Annotated in this window: 18 protein-coding genes and 2 pseudogenes; 14 read left to right on the top strand and 6 right to left on the bottom strand. The window is 63.8% G+C overall.

All coding sequences use genetic code 11. The features are described 5' to 3' along the window. Window positions 1-28: 28 nt before the first annotated feature. Window positions 29-1,438 carry a helix-turn-helix domain-containing protein gene (locus SPYCW_RS08925; protein ID WP_120218202.1) on the bottom strand — a complete coding sequence of 470 codons (1,410 nt, stop codon included), beginning with the start codon at window positions 1,436-1,438 and terminating at the stop codon, window positions 29-31. Window positions 1,439-1,546: 108 nt separating this feature from the next. Between SPYCW_RS08925 and SPYCW_RS08920 the strand changes: the two genes are divergently transcribed. From SPYCW_RS08920 to SPYCW_RS08875, 10 genes and pseudogenes are all read left to right on the top strand, one after another. After that, on the top strand, window positions 1,547-3,079 hold the full coding sequence (locus SPYCW_RS08920) for an acyl-CoA carboxylase subunit beta (protein WP_058815661.1): 1,533 nt from the start codon (window positions 1,547-1,549) through the stop codon (window positions 3,077-3,079). Between the two features lie 102 nt (window positions 3,080-3,181). Beyond that, entirely contained in the window at window positions 3,182-3,622 is a 441-nt protein-coding gene (gene mce / locus SPYCW_RS08915) for a methylmalonyl-CoA epimerase (RefSeq protein WP_120216494.1), read from the top strand. 199 nt (window positions 3,623-3,821) lie between these two features. Continuing rightward, the gene (gene scpA / locus SPYCW_RS08910; protein WP_120216493.1) at window positions 3,822-5,960 is read left to right on the top strand and encodes a methylmalonyl-CoA mutase; all 2,139 of its coding nucleotides are present in this window, start codon (window positions 3,822-3,824) and stop codon (window positions 5,958-5,960) included. Window positions 5,961-6,007: 47 nt separating this feature from the next. Beyond that, window positions 6,008-7,057: a biotin synthase BioB gene (gene bioB / locus SPYCW_RS08905; protein ID WP_120218201.1), complete on the top strand. Its 1,050-nt coding sequence runs from the start codon at window positions 6,008-6,010 to the stop codon at window positions 7,055-7,057. A gap of 5 nt (window positions 7,058-7,062) precedes the next feature. Beyond that, window positions 7,063-7,263, top strand: a complete 201-nt coding sequence (locus SPYCW_RS08900; RefSeq protein ID WP_145985966.1) for a hypothetical protein — start codon at window positions 7,063-7,065, stop codon at window positions 7,261-7,263. A 9-nt stretch (window positions 7,264-7,272) separates the two neighbouring features. Beyond that, window positions 7,273-9,180, top strand: a pseudogene (locus SPYCW_RS08895) (ATP-binding protein); the annotation flags it as partial. Window positions 9,181-9,269: 89 nt separating this feature from the next. Beyond that, window positions 9,270-10,328 carry an IS5 family transposase gene (locus SPYCW_RS08890; RefSeq protein WP_120216113.1) on the top strand — a complete coding sequence of 353 codons (1,059 nt, stop codon included), beginning with the start codon at window positions 9,270-9,272 and terminating at the stop codon, window positions 10,326-10,328. A gap of 371 nt (window positions 10,329-10,699) precedes the next feature. Then, the gene (locus SPYCW_RS08885) at window positions 10,700-11,071 is read left to right on the top strand and encodes a tRNA-binding protein (protein ID WP_120216491.1); all 372 of its coding nucleotides are present in this window, start codon (window positions 10,700-10,702) and stop codon (window positions 11,069-11,071) included. Between the two features lie 95 nt (window positions 11,072-11,166). After that, window positions 11,167-12,171: an alpha/beta hydrolase gene (locus SPYCW_RS08880; RefSeq protein WP_120216490.1), complete on the top strand. Its 1,005-nt coding sequence runs from the start codon at window positions 11,167-11,169 to the stop codon at window positions 12,169-12,171. A gap of 76 nt (window positions 12,172-12,247) precedes the next feature. Then, window positions 12,248-12,655, top strand: a complete 408-nt coding sequence (locus SPYCW_RS08875; RefSeq protein ID WP_120216489.1) for an MAPEG family protein — start codon at window positions 12,248-12,250, stop codon at window positions 12,653-12,655. Window positions 12,656-12,932: 277 nt separating this feature from the next. Here SPYCW_RS08875 and SPYCW_RS08870 read toward each other — a convergent pair whose 3' ends face one another. Then, window positions 12,933-13,700 (bottom strand): cyclase family protein, encoded by a 768-nt coding sequence (locus SPYCW_RS08870; protein WP_120216488.1) that lies wholly within the window; start codon window positions 13,698-13,700, stop codon window positions 12,933-12,935. Window positions 13,701-13,896: 196 nt separating this feature from the next. Here SPYCW_RS08870 and SPYCW_RS08865 point away from each other — a divergent pair, with 196 nt between their 5' ends. Both SPYCW_RS08865 and alr read left to right on the top strand, forming a co-directional pair. Beyond that, window positions 13,897-15,534, top strand: coding sequence for an MFS transporter (locus tag SPYCW_RS08865; protein ID WP_120216487.1), 1,638 nt, complete (start codon window positions 13,897-13,899; stop codon window positions 15,532-15,534). A gap of 43 nt (window positions 15,535-15,577) precedes the next feature. Then, complete coding sequence (gene alr / locus SPYCW_RS08860; protein ID WP_120216486.1) at window positions 15,578-16,627, top strand: alanine racemase; 1,050 nt, start codon at window positions 15,578-15,580, stop codon at window positions 16,625-16,627. Here alr and SPYCW_RS08855 read toward each other — a convergent pair. The 4 genes and pseudogenes from SPYCW_RS08855 to SPYCW_RS08845 form a co-directional block, all read right to left on the bottom strand. Beyond that, window positions 16,624-17,604 carry a 2OG-Fe(II) oxygenase gene (locus SPYCW_RS08855; protein ID WP_145985965.1) on the bottom strand — a complete coding sequence of 327 codons (981 nt, stop codon included), beginning with the start codon at window positions 17,602-17,604 and terminating at the stop codon, window positions 16,624-16,626. The genes alr and SPYCW_RS08855 overlap by 4 nt on opposite strands. Before the next feature lie 5 nt (window positions 17,605-17,609). After that, the gene (locus SPYCW_RS08850) at window positions 17,610-18,407 is read right to left on the bottom strand and encodes an aspartyl/asparaginyl beta-hydroxylase domain-containing protein (protein ID WP_172595463.1); all 798 of its coding nucleotides are present in this window, start codon (window positions 18,405-18,407) and stop codon (window positions 17,610-17,612) included. Window positions 18,408-18,632: 225 nt separating this feature from the next. Then, window positions 18,633-18,761, bottom strand: a pseudogene (locus tag SPYCW_RS19520) (hypothetical protein); the annotation flags it as partial. A gap of 74 nt (window positions 18,762-18,835) precedes the next feature. Beyond that, a complete protein-coding gene (locus SPYCW_RS08845; protein ID WP_120216483.1) occupies window positions 18,836-22,057 on the bottom strand; it encodes a TonB-dependent receptor domain-containing protein in 3,222 nt (1,073 codons plus the stop codon). Between the two features lie 535 nt (window positions 22,058-22,592). Here SPYCW_RS08845 and phaR point away from each other — a divergent pair. Together phaR and SPYCW_RS08835 are read left to right on the top strand one after the other, a co-directional pair. Beyond that, entirely contained in the window at window positions 22,593-23,129 is a 537-nt protein-coding gene (gene phaR / locus SPYCW_RS08840) for a polyhydroxyalkanoate synthesis repressor PhaR (RefSeq protein WP_120218200.1), read from the top strand. A gap of 47 nt (window positions 23,130-23,176) precedes the next feature. Further along, a complete protein-coding gene (locus SPYCW_RS08835; RefSeq protein WP_120216482.1) occupies window positions 23,177-24,703 on the top strand; it encodes an aminoacyl--tRNA ligase-related protein in 1,527 nt (508 codons plus the stop codon). Window positions 24,704-24,756: the final 53 nt, after the last annotated feature.

Raw genomic sequence — 24,756 nt, 5'->3', positions numbered from 1 at the left:
CGGCCCCCGCCTTCGCGGGGGCGACGCGCTAGCCAATCCGATACGGCACCACATCCCTGCGATCCGGATCGACCAAGATCGGCCGATCGTTGGGCGGAAAGGCGCGTTGGTCGCAATCGTCACGCGGGCAGATGCGGCATGACAGGCCGATGCGTGATGCCGCTTGTGGGGCGCCGACATCCACCCCGTCGGCATAGACGAAGTCCCCGGCATATTGCGCCTCGCACCCGAGCGCGACGGCGTAGCGGCGTGGCGATCGCGCATAGCTGCCCGACGGTTTGACCAACCCCTTCGCCATCGACACATAGCGCAACCCGTCGGGGGTCTCGGCCAGCTGGAACAGGATGCGGTCGGGGATCGCTGCGGCCTCATGAACGATCCACAAAGGGCAGGCGCCGCCGAAGCGCGCGAACTGGAGCCGCGTCGCTGAATGCCGCTTGGTGATATTGCCCGCCATATCGACCCGGCAGAAGAACATCGGAATGCCGCGCGCGCCGGGGCGCTGGAGGGTCGAGAGGCGGTGGCACGCCTGCTCGAAACTCACCCCATATTCGAGCCGCAGCCGGTCAATGTCGTGGCGCACGGCGCGCGCGCTGGCGCGGAAGGGGGCGTAGGGCATCAGCACCGCGCCTGCGGCATAGTTGGCAAGGCCGACGTGAAGCAGCTGCCGTGCCGCTGCGGTGCGCAGCGGGCTCGCTTCGACAACGGCGGCGATCTCGCGCGCCAGCGCCAGCGCCGCAAGCTGGTGCGCAAGCTGGAAGCGACGGCTTTCGGCGGGCTGCGACGGGTCGATGACGAGGTGGCGCATCGTCGCGTCGAAATCGCGCAGGCTTTGCGTCTGCGTATAGACGATCGAAATGCCGAGCGCGTCGCGCAACCGCCGCTCGATCGTCTCGATCGCGGGCGAGGCATCCTTGCCGCGCAATTGCCCTGCCAGCGCCTCGGCGGCGCGATCGATACTGTCGACATAATTGCCCGCATCGTGGAACCAGTCGCGCACTTCCTCCCACGGCAGGCGACTGCCCTCGGCGGTGCCGCCGGTGAGCGCCTCGTCGATGATCTGAAGCCGCTGTCCGGCGCGGCGATAGGCGGCGTGGAGGGCGACGAACTGGTCGGTCAGCTGCGGCTGTTGCAGCGCTGCGCGTTCGAGCTGTTCGGGAGGGAGCGGCGCGGCGGCGAACAGGGGGTCGGCCGCGGCCTCGCGCAGCGCCCCGGCGCGGCGGTCGCCGGCATCGGCGGCGACTTCTTCCCATTCGAGCGGGAACAGTTTTTGCAGCCGGTCGAGGAGGGCGGGGGTCAGCGGGCGGTCGTCATGCTCGATCTGGCTGAGGTAGGAGGCCGAGATGCCGAGCTTTGTCGCGAAGTCCGACTGGCGGAGGTTGCGGGCTTCCCGAAGTTGGCGAAGTTGCCGCCCAGCATAGAGTCGGTTCGGAACCATCGGTGGCACCATAATTTGCAAACAACGACTTTGCAACTTTGCAAATTCGCATTTGCGTGCCGCGCTTTAAGCGGGCAAGCGACAGTTTAACCTGTTTGGGAGAGCCGGATGTCCGCCAATATCGCCGAAATGGAACGCCGCCGCGCCGCCGCCGCGCTGGGCGGCGGGCAGAAGCGCATCGACGCGCAGCACAGCAAAGGCAAGCTGACGGCGCGCGAGCGGCTCGACGTGCTGCTCGACGAGGGATCGTTCGAGGAACTCGACACCTATGTCGAGCATGACTGCGTCGATTTCGGGATGCAGGATCAGAAAATCCCCGGCGATGGCGTCGTCACCGGATCGGGGACGATCAACGGCCGTCTGGTTTATGTGTTTAGCCAGGATTTCACCGTGTTCGGCGGCTCGCTGTCGAAACGCCATGCCGAAAAAATCTGCAAGGTGATGGACAAGGCGATGCTGGTCGGCGCGCCGGTGATCGGCCTGAACGACAGCGGCGGCGCGCGCATCCAGGAGGGCGTCGCGTCATTGGGCGGCTACGCCGATGTGTTCCAGAAGAATGTGCTGGCGTCGGGCGTGGTGCCGCAGATTTCGCTCATCATGGGGCCATGCGCCGGCGGCGCGGTTTACAGCCCCGCGATGACCGACTTCATCTTCATGGTGAAAGACAGCAGCTATATGTTCGTCACCGGCCCCGATGTGGTCAAGACGGTGACGAACGAGGTGGTGACGCAAGAGGAACTGGGCGGCGCGATCACGCACACGACCAAGAGCTCGGTCGCCGATCTGGCGTTCGAGAATGACATCGAGGCGCTGCTCGCGGCGCGCGATTTCTTCGATTACCTGCCCGAAAACAACCGCGCCGGGGTTCCGGTACGCCCGACGAGCGATCCGTTCGATCGCGCCGAGATGAGCCTCGATACGCTGATCCCGCCCAATGCGAACCAGCCGTACGACATGCACGAACTGATCCGCAAAACGGTCGACGAGGGCGATTTCTTCGAGGTGCAGCCGGCGCATGCGGGCAACATCATCTGCGGCTTCGGGCGGATTGAGGGGCGCACGATTGGCATCGTCGCGAACCAGCCTTTGGTGCTCGCGGGCGTGCTGGACATCAATTCGTCGAAAAAGGCGGCGCGCTTCGTGCGCTTTTGCGACGCGTTCGAGATTCCGATCATTACCTTCGTCGATGTCCCCGGCTTCCTGCCCGGCACCGCGCAGGAATATAATGGCATCATCAAGCATGGCGCGAAGCTGCTGTTCGCCTATGCCGAGGCGACGGTGCCCAAGATCACGGTGATCACGCGCAAGGCCTATGGCGGTGCCTATGACGTGATGGCGTCAAAGCATCTGCGCGGGGACCTCAACTATGCCTGGCCGACCGCCGAGATCGCGGTGATGGGCGCCAAGGGGGCGGTCGAGATCATCTTCCGCGCCGACATGGGCGACCCCGAGAAGATCGCGCAGCGGACGAAGGAATATGAGGACCGCTTCGCGAACCCCTTCGTTGCGGCGCAGCGAGGGTATATCGACGAGGTGATCTATCCGCACTCGACGCGGCGGCGGATCGCGCTGGGGTTACGGAAGCTCAGGAACAAGCAGCTCGAAAATCCGTGGAAGAAGCACGATAATATTCCGCTTTGAGTTTTCTTCGTCACCCCGGACTTGATCCGGGGTCCCGCTAATTGGCGTTTGAAAAGCGGGATGCCGGATCAAGTCCGGCATGACGGAATTGGAGAGTTTGAAATGAAACTAGGCCGCCTCAACCATATCGGCGTTGCGACGCCGTCGATCGCCGACAGCATCGTCTTTTACCGCGACGTGATGGGCGCGACGAAGATTCATGAGCCGTTCGATCTGCCCGAGCAGGGGGTGAAGGTGTGCTTTGTCGATACGCCGGGCGCCGATGGTGCGCTGAACGGGACGCAGATCGAGCTGATCGAGCCGCTGCCCGGCAATGCCTCGATCGCGGGGTTTCTGGAGAAAAACCCGGTGGGGGGACAGCATCATGTTTGTTACGAAGTGCCCGATATTCATGCTGCGAAAGCCGCGTTCGAGGCGATGGGCAAGCGGGTGCTGGGCGAGCCGCGGATCGGGGCGCATGGGACGCTGATCTTCTTCCTGCACCCCAAGGATATGGGCGGGGTGCTGACCGAGATTATGGAGACGCCGAAGGGCGGGCACTAGAACCCTTCTCCCCTTGTGGGAGAAGGATACGAAGGCTTGCCGCGATAGCTGCTAGCCGCAGTTGGATGAGGGGTTGCGAGCGAAGCTCGCGCGGTCCTTTGGACCCCATACCCCTCACCCAGCTTCAACTAGGCAGCAAGTGCCAAGTTTTCGCAACCCTCTCCCACAAGGGGAGAGGGGAGTATGAACGGAACGACGAATGGCCGATTTGAACGACTGGAAAGCCGCCGCCGAGAAAGAGGTGAAGGGCAAAGACCTCACCTGGCACACGCCCGAGGGAATCGACGTCAAGCCGCTCTATACGGCGGAGGATGTGCGCGAAGACCCCGGCCTGCCCGGCTTTGCGCCCTTCACGCGCGGGGTGCGGGCGTCGATGTATGCGGGGCGGCCGTGGACGATCCGGCAATATGCGGGCTTTTCTACCGCCGAGGAATCGAACGCTTTTTATCGCCGCAACCTCGCGGCGGGGCAGAAGGGGCTGTCGGTCGCCTTCGACCTTGCGACGCACCGCGGCTATGACAGCGACCATCCGCGCGTCGTCGGCGACGTCGGCAAGGCGGGGGTCGCGATCGACAGCGTCGAGGATATGAAGATCCTGTTCGACGGCATCCCGCTCGACCAGATGTCGGTCAGCATGACGATGAACGGCGCGGTGATCCCGATCCTCGCCTTCTTCATCATCGCGGGTGAGGAGCAGGGGGTCGATCGCAAATTGCTCGACGGGACGATCCAGAACGACATCCTCAAGGAGTTCATGGTCCGCAACACCTATATCTATCCGCCCGAACCGAGCATGCGGATCATCAGCGACATCTTTGGCTATACGTCGCGCGAAATGCCCAAGTTCAACAGCATCTCGATCTCGGGCTATCATATGCAGGAAGCCGGCGCGACGCAGGCGCAGGAGCTGGCCTTCACCATCGCCGACGGCATGGAATATGTGAAATATGGCGTCGCGTCGGGGCTGGACATCGACAAGTTTGCCGGGCGGCTGAGCTTCTTTTTCGCGATCGGCATGAATTTCTTCATGGAGATTGCGAAGCTGCGCGCGGCGCGGGTGCTGTGGCATCGCGCGATGACCAAGCTCGGCGCTCAGGACGAGCGGTCGAAGATGTTGCGCACCCACTGCCAGACGTCGGGGGTCTCACTCACCGAGCAGGACCCGTACAACAATGTCATGCGCACGACGATCGAGGCGATGGCGGCAATGCTGGGCGGCACCCAGTCGCTGCACACCAACGCGCTCGACGAGGCGATCGCGCTGCCGACGGATTTCTCGGCCCGCATCGCGCGCAACACGCAAATCGTCATTCAGGAAGAGACGGGGATGACCAAGGTCGTCGATCCGCTCGGCGGTTCCTATTATGTCGAGGCGCTGACGCAGGAGCTGGTCGACAAGGCGCAGGAGATCATCGACCGCGTCGAGGCCGAGGGCGGCATGGCAAAGGCGGTCGCGGCGGGCTGGCCCAAGGCGATGATCGAGACCGCTGCGGCGGCGCGACAGGCGCGGGTCGATCGCGGCGACGATGTCATCGTCGGGGTGAACAAATATCGCCTGCAGGACGAAGACCTGCTCGAAACGCTCGAGGTCGATAACGCCAAGGTGCGCGAGGGGCAGATTGCGCGGATCAAGAAGACCAAGGCCGAGCGTGACGAGGCTACGTGCCAGGCGGCGCTGGCGGCGCTGCGCGATGGGGCGGCCAAGCCGTCGAGCATCGAGAACAACCTGCTCGCGCTCGCGGTTGAGGCGGCGCGGGCGCGCGCAACGCTCGGCGAGATTTCGTCGGCGATGGAGGAAAGTTTCGACCGCTACGGCACCCAGCCGACCCCGGTGAAGGGGGTCTATGCCGCGCCTTATGAAGGAGACGCGCGCTGGGCGCAGGTGCTCGACGGGGTCGAGGCGGTGACGCGGCGGCTGGGGCGCAAGCCGAAATTGCTGGTCGCCAAGATGGGGCAGGATGGCCATGATCGCGGCGCCAATGTCATCGCGTCGGCGTTCGGCGATATGGGGTTCGACATCGTGTCGGGACCGCTGTTCCAGACCCCCGACGAGACGGTGGTGCTGGCGCTCGACAGCGGGGTCGATGTCGTCGGCGCGTCGAGCCTGGCGGCGGGGCACAAGACACTTATCCCCGAACTTATCCACAAGCTGAAGGAAGCGGGACGCGGTGACATCAAGGTGATCGCGGGCGGGGTGATCCCGCCGCAGGACTATCAGTTTTTGCGCGATGCAGGGGTGCAGGGGATTTACGGCCCCGGCTCGAATGTTGTCGAATGCGCCGCCGATGTGCTGCGCTTGCTGGGGCATAATATGCCGCCGATTGGAGAAGCTGCGTGAATTTGAACATTGACCGTTCCCCGGCGAAAGCCGGGGTCCAGAGCGATATGGCACCGGCGGTTCTGGACCGCCCTAGGCCCCGGCTTTCGCCGGGGTGCGACGATGAAGTTCGTCGCAACTGGACCCGCGAAGAAATCGCCGCGCTGTTCGACCTGCCGTTCGACGAACTGATGTGGGAAGCGCAGGGGGTTCATCGCCGCCGCCATGCGCGCGGCGAGATCCAGCTTTGCACCCTGCTCAGCATCAAGACCGGCGGCTGCGTCGAGGATTGCGGCTATTGCTCGCAGTCGAAGCACGCCGACAGCGGCCTGAAGGCGACCAAGCTGATGGACGTGCGCGCGGTGCTGCAAGCGGCGGCGCAGGCGAAGGATTCGGGATCGAAGCGCTTCTGCATGGGCGCCGCGTGGCGCAACCCCAAGGACCGCGACATGCCCGCGATCGTCGAGATGGTCGAGGGCGTGCGCGCGATGGGCATGGAAACCTGCATGACGCTGGGGATGCTCAGCAAGGAGCAGGCGCAGACGCTCGCGGTCGCGGGGCTCGATTATTACAACCACAATATCGACACCTCGCCGGAAAATTACGGCAATGTCATCACGACGCGGACGTTTCAGGAGCGTCTGGACACGCTGGAGGAAGTGCGCAGCGCCGGGATCAATGTGTGCAGCGGCGGCATCGTCGGCATGGGCGAGACACGCGCCGACCGCGTCGGATTTATTCACGCGCTCGCGACCCTGCCCGAACATCCGGGCAGCGTGCCGATCAATGCGCTGGTGCCGGTGAAGGGCACCGTGCTGGGCGACATGCTGGCGGACACGCCGCTGGCGAAGATCGACGATATCGAGTTCGTCCGCACCGTCGCGGTCGCGCGCATCACGATGCCGATGAGCATGGTGCGGCTGTCGGCGGGGCGCGAGAGCATGTCGGAGGCGACGCAGGCGCTCTGCTTCATGGCGGGCGCGAACAGCATCTTCACCGGCGACAAGCTGCTGACGACGGCGAACGCGGGCGACAGCAAGGATGCGGCGCTGTTCGCGAAGCTGGGGCTGAAGCCGATGGAGGGTGAAGAGCCGATGCGGATGGAGGCGGCGGAGTAACACCGATGAAAATTGTGGGGGCATTATTGACGATCGGCTGCGGCGGACTGCTCGTCGTCGGTTCGGCGATTTTTGGTGCGCTGATGCTGACGTCGGCCAATGGCCCGACGCGCGGCAACTGGATTGCCCATTACGCTCTCACCTACGCGGTACCGGCCATCATCATATTGATCTGTCTATATATTCTGGTTCGACTTTTTAGGTAGGAATCGATCGTGTTCAAAAAAATCCTGATCGCCAACCGCGGTGAAATCGCCTGCCGCGTTATCAAGACTGCGCGGCGGATGGGCATTGCGACCGTCGCCGTCTATTCGGACGCCGACGCACGCGCGCCCTTCGTCCAGATGGCCGACGAGGCGGTGCATATCGGGCCGTCGCCCGCGTCCGAATCCTATCTGATCGCCGACAAGATCATCGCCGCGTGCAAGGCGACGGGCGCCGAGGCGGTGCATCCGGGCTATGGCTTCCTGTCGGAGCGCACCAGCTTTGCCGAGGCGCTGGCCAAGGAAAATATCGCCTTCATCGGCCCGCCGGTGAACGCGATCGCCGCGATGGGCGACAAGATCGAGTCGAAGAAGCTCGCGAAAGAAGCGGGGGTCAACGTCGTCCCCGGCTTCGTCGGCGAGATCCGCGACACCGAGCATGCGGTCGAGATTTCGAACGAGATCGGCTATCCTGTGATGATGAAGGCGTCCGCCGGCGGCGGCGGCAAGGGCATGCGGCTCGCCTATGACGAAAAGGACGTCCGCGAAAGCTTCGAGGCGACCAAGCGCGAGGGGCTCAACAGCTTTGGCGACGACCGGGTGTTCATCGAGAAGTTCATCCTGAACCCGCGCCATATCGAGATCCAGATCCTCGGCGACCAGCATGGCAACATCCTCTATCTCAACGAGCGCGAATGTTCGATCCAGCGGCGGCACCAGAAGGTGGTCGAGGAAGCACCGTCGCCGTTCGTGACCGAGAAGATGCGGAAAGCGATGGGCGAGCAGTGCGTCGCGCTGGCGCGCGCGGTCGGCTATTATAGCGCCGGTACGGTCGAACTGATCGTGTCGGGCGCCGACCCGACCGGGGAGAGCTTCTATTTCCTTGAAATGAACACGCGCCTGCAGGTCGAGCATCCGGTGACCGAGGCGATCACCGGCATCGACCTGGTCGAACAGATGATCCGCGTCGCGGCCGGCGAGAAGCTGGAGATGACGCAGGACGACATCAAGATCGATGGCTGGGCGATCGAGAACCGCGTCTATGCCGAGGACCCCTATCGCGGTTTCCTGCCCTCGACCGGGCGGCTTGTGCGCTATCGTACCCCGGTGCCGGCGTGGAAGGGCGACGAGCGCGGCGTCGACGGCGTGCGCGTCGACGCTGGCGTGGAAGAGGGCGGCGAGGTGTCGATCTTCTACGACCCGATGATCGCCAAGCTGGTGACATGGGGCAAGACGCGCGACGAGGCAGCGGACCTGCAGATCGCGGCGCTCGACCGGTTCGAGATCGAGGGGCTCGGCCACAATATCGATTTCGTCTCGGCGATCATGCAGCATCCGCGCTTCCGCTCGGGCGAGCTGACGACGGGGTTCATCGCCGAGGAATATCCCGAAGGCTTCCATGGCGCCGCGACCGAGGATCATATCGTCCGCGCGCTCGCCGCGATCGCAGGCTTCATGGCGTCGGCCGAGGCCGACCGCGCACGCCGGACCGACGGCCAGCTCGGCGACCGGCTCGACCCGCCCGCCAAATGGCAGGTCACTGTGGGCGGCGTGGAGCACAAGGTGAAGCTGGGCCACAAACATATCAAGGTCGATGGCGACAAGGTCGACATCGCACTGGAATATACGCCCGGCGACCGGCTGGTGGTGGCGGAGATCGACGACAGCGAGCTGGCGGTGAAGGTCGCCAAGACGCGCACCGGCTGGCGCATGACGACGCGCGGGCATATCCATGACGTGCGCGTGCTGCTCTGGCATGTCGCGCCGCTCGCGAGCCATATGATCGAGAAGATCCCGCCCGATCTTTCGAAATTCCTGATCTGCCCCATGCCGGGCCTGCTCGTCGCGCTGCATGTCGGCGAAGGCGACGCCGTCGAGGCGGGCCAGCCGCTCGCGACGGTCGAGGCGATGAAGATGGAGGGCACCTCGAAAAATGGGGCTTCCCTCGTGGCCTGAAATCGGATTCAGAGTTTGTCGCGCGGGGAGCGCGGTGACGAGGGGATTTTGAGATGGGTCAGCCTGGATTTTTCGACCTTGAGAACCGGTATGCGGGCCTGGACGCCCATGGTGATCCGCTGGTGGCGTTGGGGGCGGCGGTGCCGTTCGAGCTGTTCCGCCTGAAGCTGAAGGCCGCGCTGATCAAGGGCGGGCTGCGGCGCACGGATGCGGAGCGCAAGAGTGCGGCGGGCCGCAAGCCGTGGGACGAGGTGCTGATCTTCAAGGTGCTGGTGCTCCAGGCGCTGTACAACCTGTCGGACGAGGCGATGGAGTACCAGTTGCGCGACCGGCTGTCGTTCATGCGCTTTGTTGGGCTGGGCCTGGCGGACGCGGTGCCCGATGCCAAGACGCTATGGCTTTATCGTGAGGCGTTGGCGAAGGCGGGCGCGGTGGAGGAGCTGTTCGACCTGTTCGACGGCTACCTCAAGGCCAAAGGCTACCTGGCAATGGGCGGGCAGATCATCGACGCGACCATCGTTGCGGCACCACGCCAGCGCAACTCGCGCGATGACAACGCGAAGGTGAAGGCGGGCGAAACTCCCGAGGATTGGGAAAAGCAGCCCGCGAAGAACCGGCAGAAGGACAAGGATGCGCGCTGGACGAAGAAACACGGGCGCTCGCACTTCGGCTACAAGAACCATGTTTGCATCGATCGGCGGCACAAGCTGGTGCGCCGCTATGGCGTGACGAGCGCTTCGGTTCACGACAGCCAGAAGCTCGATGACCTGCTCGATCCCGCCAACACCGCCAGCACCGTATGGGCCGACAGCGCCTATCGCAGCAAGGAAACCGAGGAGAAGCTTGCCGCGCGCGGGTTTAAGAGCCGGATCCATCACCGGGGGCACCGCGGCAAGCCGCTCACCGCGCGGCAGGAAGCGGCGAATAAAACCCGTTCATCGGTACGGGCACGGGTCGAGCATGTGTTCGGCAACCAGCATACCAGCATGGGCGGCAAGCTGGTGCGGACCATCGGCATCGTCCGCGCAACGGCGAAGATCGGCATGCAGAACCTGGCTTATAATATGCGCCGTCTGGTCGTTCTCGAGAGAGGCACGCTCAGGGCCGCATAGTGCCTGAAATCCAAGATCCGAGCCGAAATCAGTCGGATCTAAGAGGAAATGACGCCCAATCAGGGCAGCGAACGAGATAAAATTGGCACCATCTACCGCCGGATACCTGCTATGCGGTCAGCGCCGGTCTAAAGCCGCATTCTTCGAGGTGCCCTGGAGAATATCCTGCGCGCCGAAAAATCGGGGGTCGTGAAAAGCGTCAACGCGGCGCAGGGCGACAGCCTGGCGGTCGATGCGGTGATTTTGGAGATGGAGTGATTCTGACTGTGCTCCTGCAAAAGCACGAGCCCATCTCCGGTCCGTGCTATCTGGCACCGATCGGAGATGGGTCCCTGCCTTCGCAGGGACACGGCTGGACCGGAGTTTGAGGGATGCACGTCAATCACGACACCGATGCGGGTGCCGCGTCCGAAATCACCTTCGACGACTTCCTCCGCATCGACATCCGCATCGGCACGATCGTCGCGGCCGAGCCCTTTCCCGAAGCGCGCAAACCCGCGTTCAAGCTGACAATCGATTTCGGTCCGGCGATCGGGGTGAAGAAAAGCAGCGCCCAGATCGTCGATCGCTATGCGCTGGACGATCTGGTCGGTCGGCAGGTCGCCGCGGTGGTCAACTTCCCGCCGCGCCAGATCGGCAAATTCATGTCCGAAGTGCTGACATTGGGGTTCGCCGATGAAAATGGCGCGGTGATCCTGTTCGCGCCCGACGTGCCGGTCCCCAACGGCTCGCGGCTGTTCTGATCCCCGCGGCGCACTAGCTCATTTCGATCGCAGCGTTCCGTCGGCGGCGCGATTAGGTGGCGTCGGCAAAGCAACAATCAACGGGAGAGGGGCCGATGGTCCGGCGTGCAGCTATGGTCGTGGCGGCGATGGGTATGGCGTTGGCGACGGCGGCAACCAGTAGCGCGAATGAGGTCGGGAAGCGCAGCTATGGCGTGATCGAGACGCGCGACGTTGTTTATGGCCGCGCGCCGGTCGGCGTATCGGCCGACGGCGCCAAGGCGCGCGATCTGCTGCTCGACGTCTATCGCCCGGTTGCCGCCGACGGCAAGCCGCTGACGGGCCGCCCCGCGGTCGTCATGGCGTTCGGCGGCGCCTTTCATCGCGGCGACAAGGGCGATTTCAACTTCACCGTCGAGGGCGCGCAGGACAGCTCAATGGCGTATTATTGCCGCAGTTTTGCGCGCGCGGGCTACGCCTGTTTCTCGATCGAATATCGCATCGTGCAGGAGCAGCCGGGGCTCGTCCGCCCACTCGATGAAAAGCGCATCGTGCCGCGCGCGGTCAACCTGTCGCCCGAAAAGCTCGAGCGGATCGCCGAAGTGCGCCACCAGATGAAGCTGCCGCCGTTCGACGAGACGACGCTGACGCACTATTGGTATGCGACCTTTGCCGCCGCCGACGACATGGCGATGGCGGTCGGTTTTGCCCGCGCGCGGGCGGAGGAATTCGGGGTCGACGGCGACCGGCTCGCGATCGGCGGCTTTTCGGCGGGGGCGATCACTGCGCTCAACACCGCTTATGGTCTGGGTGTTCGCGCAAAAGCCGTGGTGTCGTTGTCGGGCGGGATCAGCGGCTATATTCCTTATGAGACGGCGAAGAACGGCATGCCGCCCGCGCTCTTGATCCTCGGTCAGAATGATTATGTGGGGGTGCTCAATGGCACGCGCCATACCGCCGCGGCGCTCGGCAACAAGGGCATCGCGAGCGAAACCGTATGGGTGCCAGGTTTCGGGCACTTCTATCCGATGGGGGCAGTGGGGCTGGGCGACAAGGTCAGCCGCGCGCCCGTCGCGGCGCGGATCGTCGCCTTTCTCGACGCCAATCTGAATAACGAATAGCGCGCGGTGCGCGATTGCTCGTGCCAAGTCGCCGGTGACCGGCTAGGTTGCACCGGCATTCGGGGGAGACACGATCATGACATTACCGGTTACCGCCTTCGTCGGCGCGATCTGCGCGCTGCTGCTGCTGTTCACCGCGATGCTGACGGTGCGCCAGCGGCTGCGCCTGAAAGCCGCGTTCGGCGATCAGGGCGACGCGAAACTGATCGCGGCGAGCCGCAGCCACGGCAATCTTGCCGAACATGCGCCGATCGTCGTCATCCTGCTCGGCTTGCTAGAGACCGCGCGCGCCAATCACATGGCGCTGATGGTCATCGGCGCGCTGTTCCTGATTGGCCGCGTGGCGCATATTGCCGGGCTGCATGCACCGGTCGAGCCCGGCAAGCCGCCGGTGACGCGCCAGATCGGGGTTGCAGCGACGTGGATCACGCTGTTGGCGCTCGGAGGGTGGACGTTGTGGATGCTGGTGACGGTAAATTTGTAGCTGAGCGTAACGGCTTTGGGGTGGGGAGCGGACGTCGCGGCAAAGACACGCCCTCCCCTTTAGGGGAGGGCAGCGAGACTTGCGAACTTGTTCGTTAGTCGCAGCGGGTGGGGGCCAGCGGCCTAGCGCTACGCTGCTGGCCCCCACCCCACTACGACTAGGCAGCAAGCTGCCAAGTCTTCGTTGCCCCTCCCCTGAAGGAGAGGGGCTGGCTCGTCGTGACGTCCACAATCGGTCGATAATGGTCATTGGGATACGCTGCTAAGGCAAGCCAACCTCAATCGTCGACCAACGCTACCGCCCGGATCCACCCTGCGCTCGCGCGTTCGATTTTCACCGGAAAGCAGCTGAAGGTGAACCCGGTCGCGGGGATCGCGGCAAGGTTGGTGAGTTTTTCGATCTGGTAGTACGGCCGGATGCGCCCCGCCTTATGGCCTTCCCAGATGATCGACGGGTCGCGCGTTTCGGCCCAGCGCCGCGCGGTATGGCTGAACGGCGCGTCCCAGCTCCATGCGTCGGTGCCGACGACCTGCACGCCGCGCTCCGTCAGGTACAGCGTCGCCTCGGCACCCATGCCGCAGCCCTGATCGGTAAAATTGTCGGTGCCATAGATGGCACCCGACTGCACGAGCACGATGTCGAGCGGCTGGAGATTATGCCCGATCCGCGCGAGTTCGGCCTCGACCTCGGCGCCGCTGACGACATGGCCGTGCGGGCGGTCCGAAAAGTCGAGTTTGACTCCGGGACGAAAGAACAGGTCGAGCGGGGCTTCGTCGATCGACGGCGCGGGCGACGCGCCGCTGTCGGTCGTCGAATGATAATGCCACGGCGCATCCATGTGCGTGCCGTTGTGCGTGCTCAGCGACAGCATCTCGACTGCCCAGCCTTCGCCGTCAGGCAGGTCTTCGCGGGTCAGCCCGGGAAAGAACATCGCGATCTGCTCCCACGTATTTTCATGGGTCATATAGGTGATGTTGGGGCGCATCACCGGCGGGTCCGAAACGACATCGTTGGTGATCGGGATAGACAGGTCAATGAACTGCATGATCGCAGTCTGACACGAACAGCGGCTCGCGCCAAGAAGGCTTGCACCACGCCGCGGTGCAACTAGACGTAGCGTAACCGTTTGTGTCGAGCGAAGTCGAGACACGCCGCTTCGGCGATGCGCGCGAGGCATCTCGACTTCGCTCGATGCGAACGGAAAAGTGACAAGCCCGACGGGGTGGGGGAGCCAGAAATATATGACCGAAGCCAGTGCCAGTGCCGCGGGCGCCGTTTACGAACCGACGCAGAAAGAAATCCGCATGGTCATCGCCGCCTCGTCGGCAGGCACCGTGTTCGAATGGTATGATTTCTTCATCTACGGCACACTCGCCGCGATCATCGGCAAGGCATTTTTCCCGAGTGACAATGCGACGCTGGAAACGCTGCTCGTTTGGGCTGGCTTTGCGGTCGGCTTCGGCTTTCGCCCGCTCGGCGCCGTGCTGTTCGGTTTCCTCGGCGATCGGCTGGGGCGCAAATATACATTCTTAGTCACCGTGACGCTGATGGGCGTGGCGACCGCGGGTGTCGGCATGATCCCGTCGGCGGCGACGATTGGCATCGCGGCGCCGATCATCGTCATCCTGCTCCGCGTGTTGCAGGGACTGGCGCTCGGCGGCGAATATGGCGGCGCGGCGGTCTATGTCGCCGAACATTCGCCGCCCGGAAAGCGTGGGTTCTACACCAGTTTCATCCAGGCCAGCGTCGTCGGCGGATTTGTGCTCAGCCTGGTGGTGGTGCTGGGATGCAAGGCGTTGATGCCGGATGCGGTCTGGGAAAGCTGGGGCTGGCGGGTGCCGTTCCTGCTGTCGCTGATCCTGCTCGCGATCTCGTTGTGGATGCGCCTGAAACTGTCCGAAAGTCCGGTGTTCAAGGCGATGAAGGCGCAGGGCGAGCTGGCGAAGAATCCGCTGAAGGAAAGCTTCACCTATCCCGGCAACCCGCGCCGCATCTTCATCGCTCTGTTCGGGATCGCGGCGGGTCTGACCGTGATCTGGTACACCGCGATGTTTTCGGGCCTGTCGTTCCTGAAAGGGCCGATGAAGGTCGAAGATACCGCCGCCGAGATCATCGTCGGCGTCGCGGCGGCGGTCGGCATGGGCTTTTTCATCTGGGCGGGGCATTTGTCGGACCGGATCGGACGCAAGAAGCCGATCGTATGGGGTTATGGCGCCACGCTGTTGCTGTTGTTCCCGCTGTTCTGGTGGATGGGCAGCGTCGGCAATCCCGCCCTGTCGGCGGCGGCCGAGCGAGCGCCGGTGACCGTGACCGGGTCGCAGTGCAGCTTTGATCCCTTTGCGCAGGTCCAGCAAACCGCGTGCGGCAAGACGCTGGGTGAACTCACCAAGCTTGGCGTCCCCTACAGCGTCGTGGCGACCGACAGCGGCTTCGACAGCGTCACCATCCGTATCGGTGAGCGCGAGGTGGCGAGCGAGGATCCTGCGCTGCTGAAACCGGCGCTGGAAGCGAGCGGCTATGATTTCGCCAAGCAGGTACCGGGCTGGGGTGGCATCGCGATCATTTTTCTCGCGCTGCTCGGGCTCAGTGCCTTGTCGGGCTTTACCTATGGCCCGGTCGCGGCGCTGTTGTCGGAAATGTTCCCGCCGCATGTCCGCTATTCGTCGCTGTCGATTCCCTATCATGTCGGGACCGGCTATTTCGGCGGCTTCCTGCCGCTGATCGCGAGTTTCATCATCGCCAAGACCGGCAATGCCTATTCGGGGCTGTGGTACACCTGGGTCGTCGTGCTGGTGGCGTTTCTGGTGACCGCCTTCATGCTGAAGGATCCGGTGGAGGGCCAGTGGGACAAACAGCCATCCGGGGCGGCGGAGGCCTGATCAACCCATTGGCGTAGCCCGCCAACCCGTATAGGGCACGCCGATGATCGCCGTGCCTTCGCCCCTCCGCCTGTGTCTCGACCGCGACGCGCTGGTTGCCAACTGGCGCTGGCTGGCGGCGCAAAGCGGCGGCGGCGCTGCGTCCGGCGCGGCGCTCAAGGCCGACGGCTACGGCCTCGGTGGGCGCGCCGTGATGCAGCATCTTGCCGCCGCGGGGTGCCGCGATTTTTTCGTTGCCACCTGGTCCGAAGCGGCGGCGCTCATGCCGCTGTCCGCGGGCGTGTCGCTCTCGGTCCTGCACGGGGTCGGCGCAAGCGACATGGTCGCCGCGCGCCTGCTCCCGGCGCGTCCGGTGCTGAACAGCGTCGAACAGGTGCGGCGCTGGCGCGACGCCGGTGAAGCGCGACCGTGCGACGTCATGGTCGACACGGGCATGAACCGGCTGGGGCTGCGGGTCGAGGAAGCGCTGGGCGGTGCGCTCGACGGACTGGCGATCGACACGCTGATGAGCCATTTGGCGTCGGCGGACGAGGACAGCGCGCAGAATGCGCGGCAGCTCGCCGCGTTTCGGGCGCTGCGCGAACGGATCGCGGCGCGGCGATACAGCCTCGCGAACAGCGCCGGGATTTGCCTGGGCGCCGACTATGCGTTCGACCTGACGCGTCCGGGGATCGCGCTTTATGGAGGCATCCCGCGCGGCGAGGCGGCGGGCCATATCGGTCAGGTGGCGTTTCCCGAAGCGCGCGTGCTGCAAGTGCGCGCGGTACCCACGGGTGAGACGGTCGGCTATGGCGCGTCGTGGACGGCAGCGCGCGACAGCCGCATCGCGGTGGTCAACCTCGGCTATGCCGACGGCTATCTGCGCTGTCACGCGGGCAGCGGGCGCGCGACGTGGCAGGGGCGGGCACTGCCGCTGGTCGGCCGTGTGTCGATGGACCTCACCGCGTTCGATGCCAGCGATGCGGCAGGCCTGGGTGAGGGCGAATGGCTGAGCCTCGACTACGACCTGCCCGCCGTGTCGGCGCAGAGCGGACTGTCGCAATATGAGTTGCTCACCGGGCTCGGCCGCCGGTTCGAGCGCGTCTGGGGCTAAACCGGACGCATCCCCCACGGGTCGAAGTCGTGGCTGCGGATCCAGCGGGTACTGATCCATTTTTCGCCGCGGGTAACGGGTAGCCCGGCATGGCGGCTGCGCTCGTCGACTTGGCCGTCGGAGAGCGTGTTGGCGAAGAGGATCATGTCGCCGGTTTGACCGCGAAACTCGACGCCGACCGACGGAAACTGCGTCGCACCGCCGTCATAATCGTCGTTGAGATAGGCGATGGCCGTCATCACGCGCTGATTGCTTTCGCCGGGCAGGCAATCATGATGCAGCCGATATTGCTGACCGGGCGCATAGCGCAGCATGGTGAGCGGTTCGCCCTGCTCGGCGCGCGTGCGCGTCGCCGCTGCAATCCGCCGGTCGATCGCGTGGATGACCAGATCCTGCTGGATGGGGCCCAGCACGGCACCCTCGGAGGTCCGGATCGGGTGCGGAATTTCACGGCCTGTGGTCGAATCAACGACGATCGACGGCACCAGTCTGGGCGCCGAAAGCGCCATGACGTGCGCGCATTCATCGGGCGTGAGCAGGCTGCGCACGACACCGAGCGTCGGCGACGTCGCCAGCGTTTCGACCGGCGATGTCGAGGCCGGATCGCCCGTCGGGGTCAGCGCCATCGCCGCGAGCAGTTCGCGCTGGCGCGCCGCGTCGGGATCATGCTTAGCCGCCTTGTCGAGCAGGTTCAGCGCCGCGCCCCAGTCCGCAGGGCCGCCTGCGCCGATGGCGACAAACACCGCATGGGTCAGCGCCCCGCCGCGATGCCCCGCCGCGCCGGCCTTTTCGAACAGCGCCCGCGCCGCGGCAAAGCTGCGCGGCACCGGGGTGCCATAGACGTGCCACAGCGCGAGCTCGTAAAGCGCGTCACGATACCCGCGTTTCGCCGCGTCGATGAGGAGGTCGACCGCCGCCTGCGCGCGCCCGGCATCCAGCAACGCATTGGCGCGTTCGACGATGTTCGACGGCTGCACGCGCTTCAATCCAGCGCTGGATTGGCAAAGAAGGTAGCAATTTCCTGACGCTCTCGGTCGCTAAGTTCGGGGCGCCAGATGTCGAAGATCAGCACGACGCGATCCTCGTGGCTGTTGTTCCACGCCTCATGCTCGATCGTGTCGTCAAAGATCAGCAGCTTGCCTTCTTCCCACTGCCGCACGTCATTACCGACGCGAAAGCCGCAATCCGGGGGCACGATAAGCGGCAGGTGGCAGATCAGCCGGGCGTTGTGCATCCCGTTGTGCGGGGCAATCCGCGCGCCGGGGCGGAGCAAAGAGAACATCACCGTCGGCGAGCTCGCGATCCAGGGCAGCGGAACGGCATTCACCGCCTCCCAGGTCCTGGGGCAGCGGGCGATGACATCGTCCGACAGCGCACCATTTTCGGCAAAGAACAAGGTGCTCCAGTCGCTATTGTCGAGCAATGGATTGGCGTCGGCGCGCGCCCGATCGACGTGCGACGTCATATAGGGCCGGAATCCGTCGCCCCCCGCCGCGAGCAGCGCCACAAGCTCGTCGCGGATGGCACCGGTCGCAGCCTCAAGTGCCGGAGTCCAGGCGAACGCGGCAGGGTCGTAAAACTGGATCTGCGGCAGCTCGGGGACGTAATAGCCCGTGGGTTCCTGCACAAAGATGCGCTTGCGGCCCGCGAGTATGTCGAGCGACTGCTGGAAGCGGGGACTGCGGGCATCGGGGGACAGCCCGGCATCGATGAGTTTGGCTTCGCGCTGCTCGACAATGCGCGCCTTGAACGTCGCGACCCATGTTTCCGCGCGCTGCACTTCGCTGTGCAGGTCGGGTGGCAGCTCCTGGTGCTGGGCAACAAGAAGGGCGATTTCATAGCGTTGCAGCGCATTGCGATCGTCGCCAGCATGGGCGCGGCAGTCACCCTTCATGATGTGCCCACGGACCGCTTGCGGTTCGAGGGCGAGCAATTGGTCGAGCGCGGCTTCTTCAGCAACGCGATCGCCATCCGACCGGCAGGCGACCGCGAGGAGCAGCCAAATCTGCGCATTGGCGCGGCCGCTCTGCGTGATCGTTTCGAAGCGCGCGCGGGCGATGGCCGATTGCCCACGCTGGAGTGCATCGACGCCTTCTTTTGCGAGGCGTTCGGCATCGTGATTGCTCAGCTGCAAAACCTGTCCTTTTGAGCAAAGAAAAGGGGCCGGAACAACGTCCCGACCCCCAATCTATTCCGATCGCGTCGCGATTAGAAGCGGGCGCGAGCGCCAGCGTAAACCGTACGGCCGCGGAAGCTGTAGATCGCGCTACCCGCACCAGTTGCCGTGGTACCCAGCGGCGGCATCTTGTCGAGGATGTTGTCCATCCCGACGTAGAAGTTCAGGTTCGGGCCGCCCGCTTCCTTGTTCACGTCCCATTCGAAGCGAAGGTCGTGATAGAAAACGGCCGGATATTTTTCGCGGTCGGCAAAGTCGATGTTCGCCGGCGGCAGACCGTTCAGCTCGTTCAGATCTTCATAGGTGGTGAGGAGCATCGGGCCGATGTAGCGCAGACGGTAGCCCAGCGTGAACGGACCCTTTTCGAAGTCGAAGTCCCAACGGAATTCGTCCTTCGGGTCGCCCAGCTCGCCCAGGATCCGGTTTTCGAAGTCCGGATTGACCGAGTCCTGGAAGTTGCTGACCGTCAGGTTGTGGGTGTAGATGAGGTTCGTGTTGAACTTCACCGAACCCAGATCGGTGCGATACGACAGGTTGACGTCGATACCTTCGCGAACGCGCTTGGCGAAGTTCACCGGCGCCACGATCAGCGAGTTGCTGACGATACGGCCCGATGCGTCACCCGCACTGTTCGGCCCGCCGCTCAGGTTACGCGTGAACTGGCCGCAGAACACGTTGTTCAGATCCGCCGAGTCGTAACAGCTGTTCACGATTTGCTGTGCGGTCAGCGCCACGATGATACCGTTCACCTTGATGTCGTAATAGTCGACCGACAGGTTCAGGCCCGGGATGAAGCGCGGCTGGATGACCACACCATAGGTGTAGCTGTCCGATGTTTCCGCGGTCAGGTTCGGGTTCGAACCGCTGACGATCGCCAATGACTGGGTGATGTCGGTCAGATTGTTGAGGAACGCACCCAAGGCCGCCGTACAGTTGGCCAGACGAACGCCCGAACCGCGCTGCGCGGGGTTACAGGGATCGACGAAGTTCGGCGCGAAGTTCGGAACCAGCGGGAATGCGGTTTCCGACACGTTCGGTGCGCGAACGGCGCGGCTGTAGTTGCCGCGGAAGCGGATGTCTTCGACCGGCGCCCAGTCGAGACCGGCGTTGTACGAATACACCGTGCCGACGTTACCCTGATATTTGGCAACGCGACCCGCACCGCTGATCGTCAGTTCGTGCGCAAACGGCACTTCCTTGAGCAGCGGCAGCTGAAGTTCGCCGTACAATTCCTTCACCTTGAACGTATTCGGTTCAAAGCTCGGGATCGAGACGCCATTGGTGAAGCCGTCGGTCACGAACGCATCCTGCTGATAGAAAGCGTTTTCTTCGCGATACTCGGCACCGATTGCGAAGCGGACCGGGCCGCCCGGCAGGTTGAAGAAGCCGCTGGTATCACCCGAGACGAAGCCCGACAGCACGAGCTGGTCGAGGCCCGAACGCGCCGTGAAGGTGCGGGCGAAATAGTTCTTGGCGGCCGTGTTGTCCTGCGATCCGAACGGATTGTAGGGAACGCAGGCAGCAATATCGGCGGCGAGGCGAGCAGCATTGCGCGCCGCGATTGCAGTCGAAACAGCGTCGGTCCGCTGGATCGGCAGCGCCGCGGTCGGGTCGAACTGCGAACGGCACTGGATCTGGCCGGTCAGCGGGTTGCGACCCGCGTCCATCGACAGCATGAAACGCTGGCGATCGAGGTAGCCGTCGGTGGTGATGGCTTCCTTGAACTTGCCATAGTTCGCCGAGATTTCGTAGCTCCAGTCTTCGTTGAACGTGCCGCGAAGGCCGCCAACCACGCGCCACGTGTCGCGCTGGAACGCTTCGTCACGAAGCCCGACGTCAAGCAGGTTACGCGCCAGAACGAAGCGGTAGCTGCCGTTGTTGATGTTGGCGATGTCCGTTGCGGTCAGGTTGCCGCCGGCGGGGCAGGTTACCTGAAGGTCGGTGCGGCACCCCGACGCGAGGATCGCGTTGGCGAGCGTCGTGCGATCGGCCGGGTTCAGGAACGGGTTGTCGATGCGCGGACGTTCGCGGAAGTCGAACGCCGACTGCACGCCCTGGAAGAACGACGGACCGGCGTTGTTGCCGAGTGCGTTCACACGGTTCCACTTGGCTTCAAGGAAGACTTCAGCGGCTTCGCTGAACTCGTAGCGCGACAGCATGTTGAAGTTGTAGCGTTCGGTGAACGGCAAAACCGACAGGGTCTTGCCTTCGCGACCGGTCTGGCCATTGCCGCCGACGATCCCACCAATGATGCCCGAGCCGAAGCGCGTGCCGGTCTGCTGAACCAGACGGCCATCGTTGGTGAAGATATAGGTGCAGTTATACGGCGTGCCGTTGCTGTTCGGGCCACCGTTATTCGCTGCCGTACCGCGGCCGCAGGCTGCGGCAGGCGTATTCTGCTGGTTGACGGGGATCAGGCCGTTGAAGTGGATGCTGGCGCTGCTCAGGCCACGGAAAAAGGTGCGATCGGGGAAACCGTCGCCGCCGTTGACGATACCGGCGCCGGCATCGGCATCGATAACGCCAAAGCCGTTGTTCAAGCGGAATTCCGGAATGTCCGACGCAAAAACGCGGTCATTGCGCGCATATTCGGCGTGCAGCGTGATGTTGCCGCGATCTTCGGCAAAGTTCTTGCCGACCATGCCCGAGATATACTGGTTCCCGCCGAAGCCCGAATCGGCCACACCGGCCTGGGCGCGCAGCTGGATGCCTTCATAGTCGCGGCGGAGCACGAAATTGACGACGCCGGCGATGGCGTCCGAACCGTAAATCGCCGAGTTACCGCCGGTAACGATGTCGACGCGCTCGATGAGGTCGTTCGGAATGGTGTTGATGTCGGGCGACACGGCGTTGTTGAGGATGTCGGCCGGGACGTGACGGCGGCCGTTGACCAGAACCAGCGTGCGCTGCGTGCCGAGACCGCGAAGGTCGAGGAGGTTCAGACCGGCGATGCCGATGCCGAGGCCCGGGTTCTGCTGGGCGAAGGTGCTGCGCAGCTGGGGAAGATCGTTCAGCGTGTCACCAATATTGGTCTGACCCTGCTGGAAAAAGCTCTCGCCCGTGATCGACGTGATCGGCACGGTCGATTCAAGGTTCGGACGGCGGATGCGCGACCCGGTGACGACGATGGTGCCTTCATCGGCGGTCGCTGCTTCGTCGGCAGGCGCGACGGGATCCTGGGCCATCGCCGGCATGGCGCTGAACAAAGCGAGAGTCAGGGCCGAGCCCCGCACTAGCAGGCTAGTCTTCTTCATAATGTTATTCCCCGGTTGCCGTTCAAAAGATGAGAGTGAACGGGTTGCGCTCTAAAAAGACAAAAAATTCGAGCGGCACAAGCTTTTGATGAAATTTTGATGTGATTTTTGTGGCACCGGTTCAACTCGGTCGAGGGTTGTGCCATTTTCGCAACAGGTCGGCAGACGGGCCTCCGATAGGGCGTTCATGCGGCCAGTCGAAGGTGCGGTAATGAAGTTCCGTCGGATGGGATTTTTCACGCCGTTTATGCCAAAATTGTAATTTCAGAAGAAACTAAATTACGCAAGTTGCCTGACGCGCCTTTGGTGGCGTGGTTGCAAGCGGTCGCGGAGGCTTGGCCGGTTGCCGACGCTGCAATGTACAACCATCACGTACGCGCATGTCGCGGACGCCGAATCGACCGCTGCCCGCATCGCCGGACCGTAGGTCGCGCATGTTGCGATGCATCATAATTTGGTGCTAATGCACCGATCAAACATTTATCCCGCGCGGCGCAGTCGCCAGGATGCGGTACAACAAGGAGCGCGGGTCAAGATGGCGAAGTCCAAGGCGGCGGCGGACGATGGCGTCGTCACGATCAAGAAATATGCCAACCGGCGGCTCTATGACACGGAACGCAGCTGTTACATCACGCTCGAAGATCTGGGGACGATGGTCCGCGACGGGCGCGAATTCCGCGTCGTCGATGCCAAAAGCGGCGAGGACATCACGCATAATGTGCTGACCCAGATCATCATGGACGAGGAAACGCGCGGTGAGACGCTGCTGCCCGTCAATTTCCTGCGCCACCTGATCGGCATGTATGGCGACAAGATGCAGTCGATGGTACCGCAATATCTGGAAGCATCGATGACCGCCTTTCGTAAGAATCAGCAGGATGTCCGTGCGGCGTTCGAAGGCGCGCTGGGTTCGAACCCGCTGGCCGAGCTGACGCGGCGCAACATGGAAATGTTCCAGCAGGCCGCCGGGGCATTTATCCCGGGCGCAGGCGGCGCGAAGGCCAAGGACGCCGAAATCGCGGCGCTGAAGGCCGAGGTGGCGGCGCTGAAGGCCGAACTCGCGAAAAAGTGACAGATGGGTGCCGCGGCGCCCTCAACGACAGAAAAATCGGATATTTCATGGTCAAACATGCGCTCAGCGTAACCCGGCAGGCCGACTTTGCGGCCTGGTATCAGGACGTCATTGCCGAAGCCGATCTCGCCGAGGAATCGGGCGTGCGCGGTTGCATGGTGATCAAGCCGTGGGGTTATGGCATCTGGGAACGCATTCAGACGGTCATGGATGCCGCGATCAAGGATGCCGGGGTTCAGAACTGCTATTTCCCCTTGTTCATTCCCTTGAGCTTCTTTGAGAAAGAAGCTGACCATGTCGATGGTTTTGCGAAGGAAATGGCGGTCGTTACCCATCACCGCCTGATCGGTGACGGCAAGGGCAAGCTGGTCCCTGATCCCGAGGCAAAGCTCGAAGAGCCGTTGATCGTTCGTCCGACGTCGGAGACGGTAATCGGCGCCGCGATGAGCCGCTGGGTGCAGAGCTGGCGCGACCTGCCGCTGAAGGTCAATCAGTGGGCCAATGTGGTGCGCTGGGAAATGCGCACGCGCATGTTCCTGCGCACCAGCGAATTCCTGTGGCAGGAAGGCCATACGGCGCATGCCGACCGCGACGACGCGATGGCGGAAACGCTGCGCGCGCTCGAAATGTACCGTGCCTTTGCCGAGGATGTGCTGGCGATGCCGGTCGTCGCGGGCGAAAAGCCCGAGAATGAGCGCTTCCCGGGCGCGGTCGCGACCTATTCGATCGAGGCGATGATGCAGGACGGCAAGGCCTTGCAGGCGGGCACCTCGCATTATCTCGGCACCGGCTTCGCCGAGGCCGCGGGCATTCGGTATCAGGACAAGGACGGCGGTCATTCGCTGTGCCACACGACGAGCTGGGGCGTGTCGACGCGCATGATCGGCGGCGTGATCATGACGCACGGCGACGATGATGGCCTGCGCTGTCCGCCGCGCATCGCGCCGCACCAGATCGTGATCGTGCCGATGCTGCGCGACAATGACGAGGACGCCGCGATCCTCGATTATTGCCGCGACCTCGAGGCGCAGCTGAAAGCGCTCGACGCGTTCCGCGAACCGGTGCGGGTACTGCTCGATACCGGCGCGAACAAGGCGCAGACCAAGCGCTGGGGCTGGGTCAAGAAGGGCGCACCGATCATCGTCGAGGTCGGCCCGCGCGACGTCGCGGGCGGCAATGTCGCGGTGATCCGCCGCGACCGGCTGTACAAGGATGACGGCAAGCTCAATTCGGCGTTCATCGCGAAGGGCGATTTCGTCGCCGATGCCGTCGCGACGCTCCTCGACATCCAGACGAGCCTCCACGCCGAGGCGAAACAGCGCCTCGACGCGAATATCCGCCGCGACGTCACCGACCTCGCCGCGCATTTCAAGGGCGAGGACAAATTCGTCGGCTGGGCCGAAGTCCAATGGTCGCGGCCGACCGGCGCGGCGCTCGACAAGATCGTCGAGCAACTCAAGTCGCTGAAGCTCACGATGCGCAACACGCCAATGGACGCCGCGCCCGCCGACGGTGCCTGCTTCTTCACCGGCGAACCGGCGGTCGAGCGGGTGCTGATCGGGCGGACCTACTGATTTAGGCGTTGCGAGATTTGGTTCGCACAAAGACACAAATACACGAAGGGGGC

Source organism: Sphingopyxis sp. EG6 (assembly GCF_003609815.1).
Taxonomy (GTDB): Bacteria; Pseudomonadota; Alphaproteobacteria; order Sphingomonadales; family Sphingomonadaceae; genus Sphingopyxis.
The sequence above is the reverse complement of the archived record's forward strand: the minus strand, read 5'-3'. Positions and strand labels throughout refer to the sequence as shown.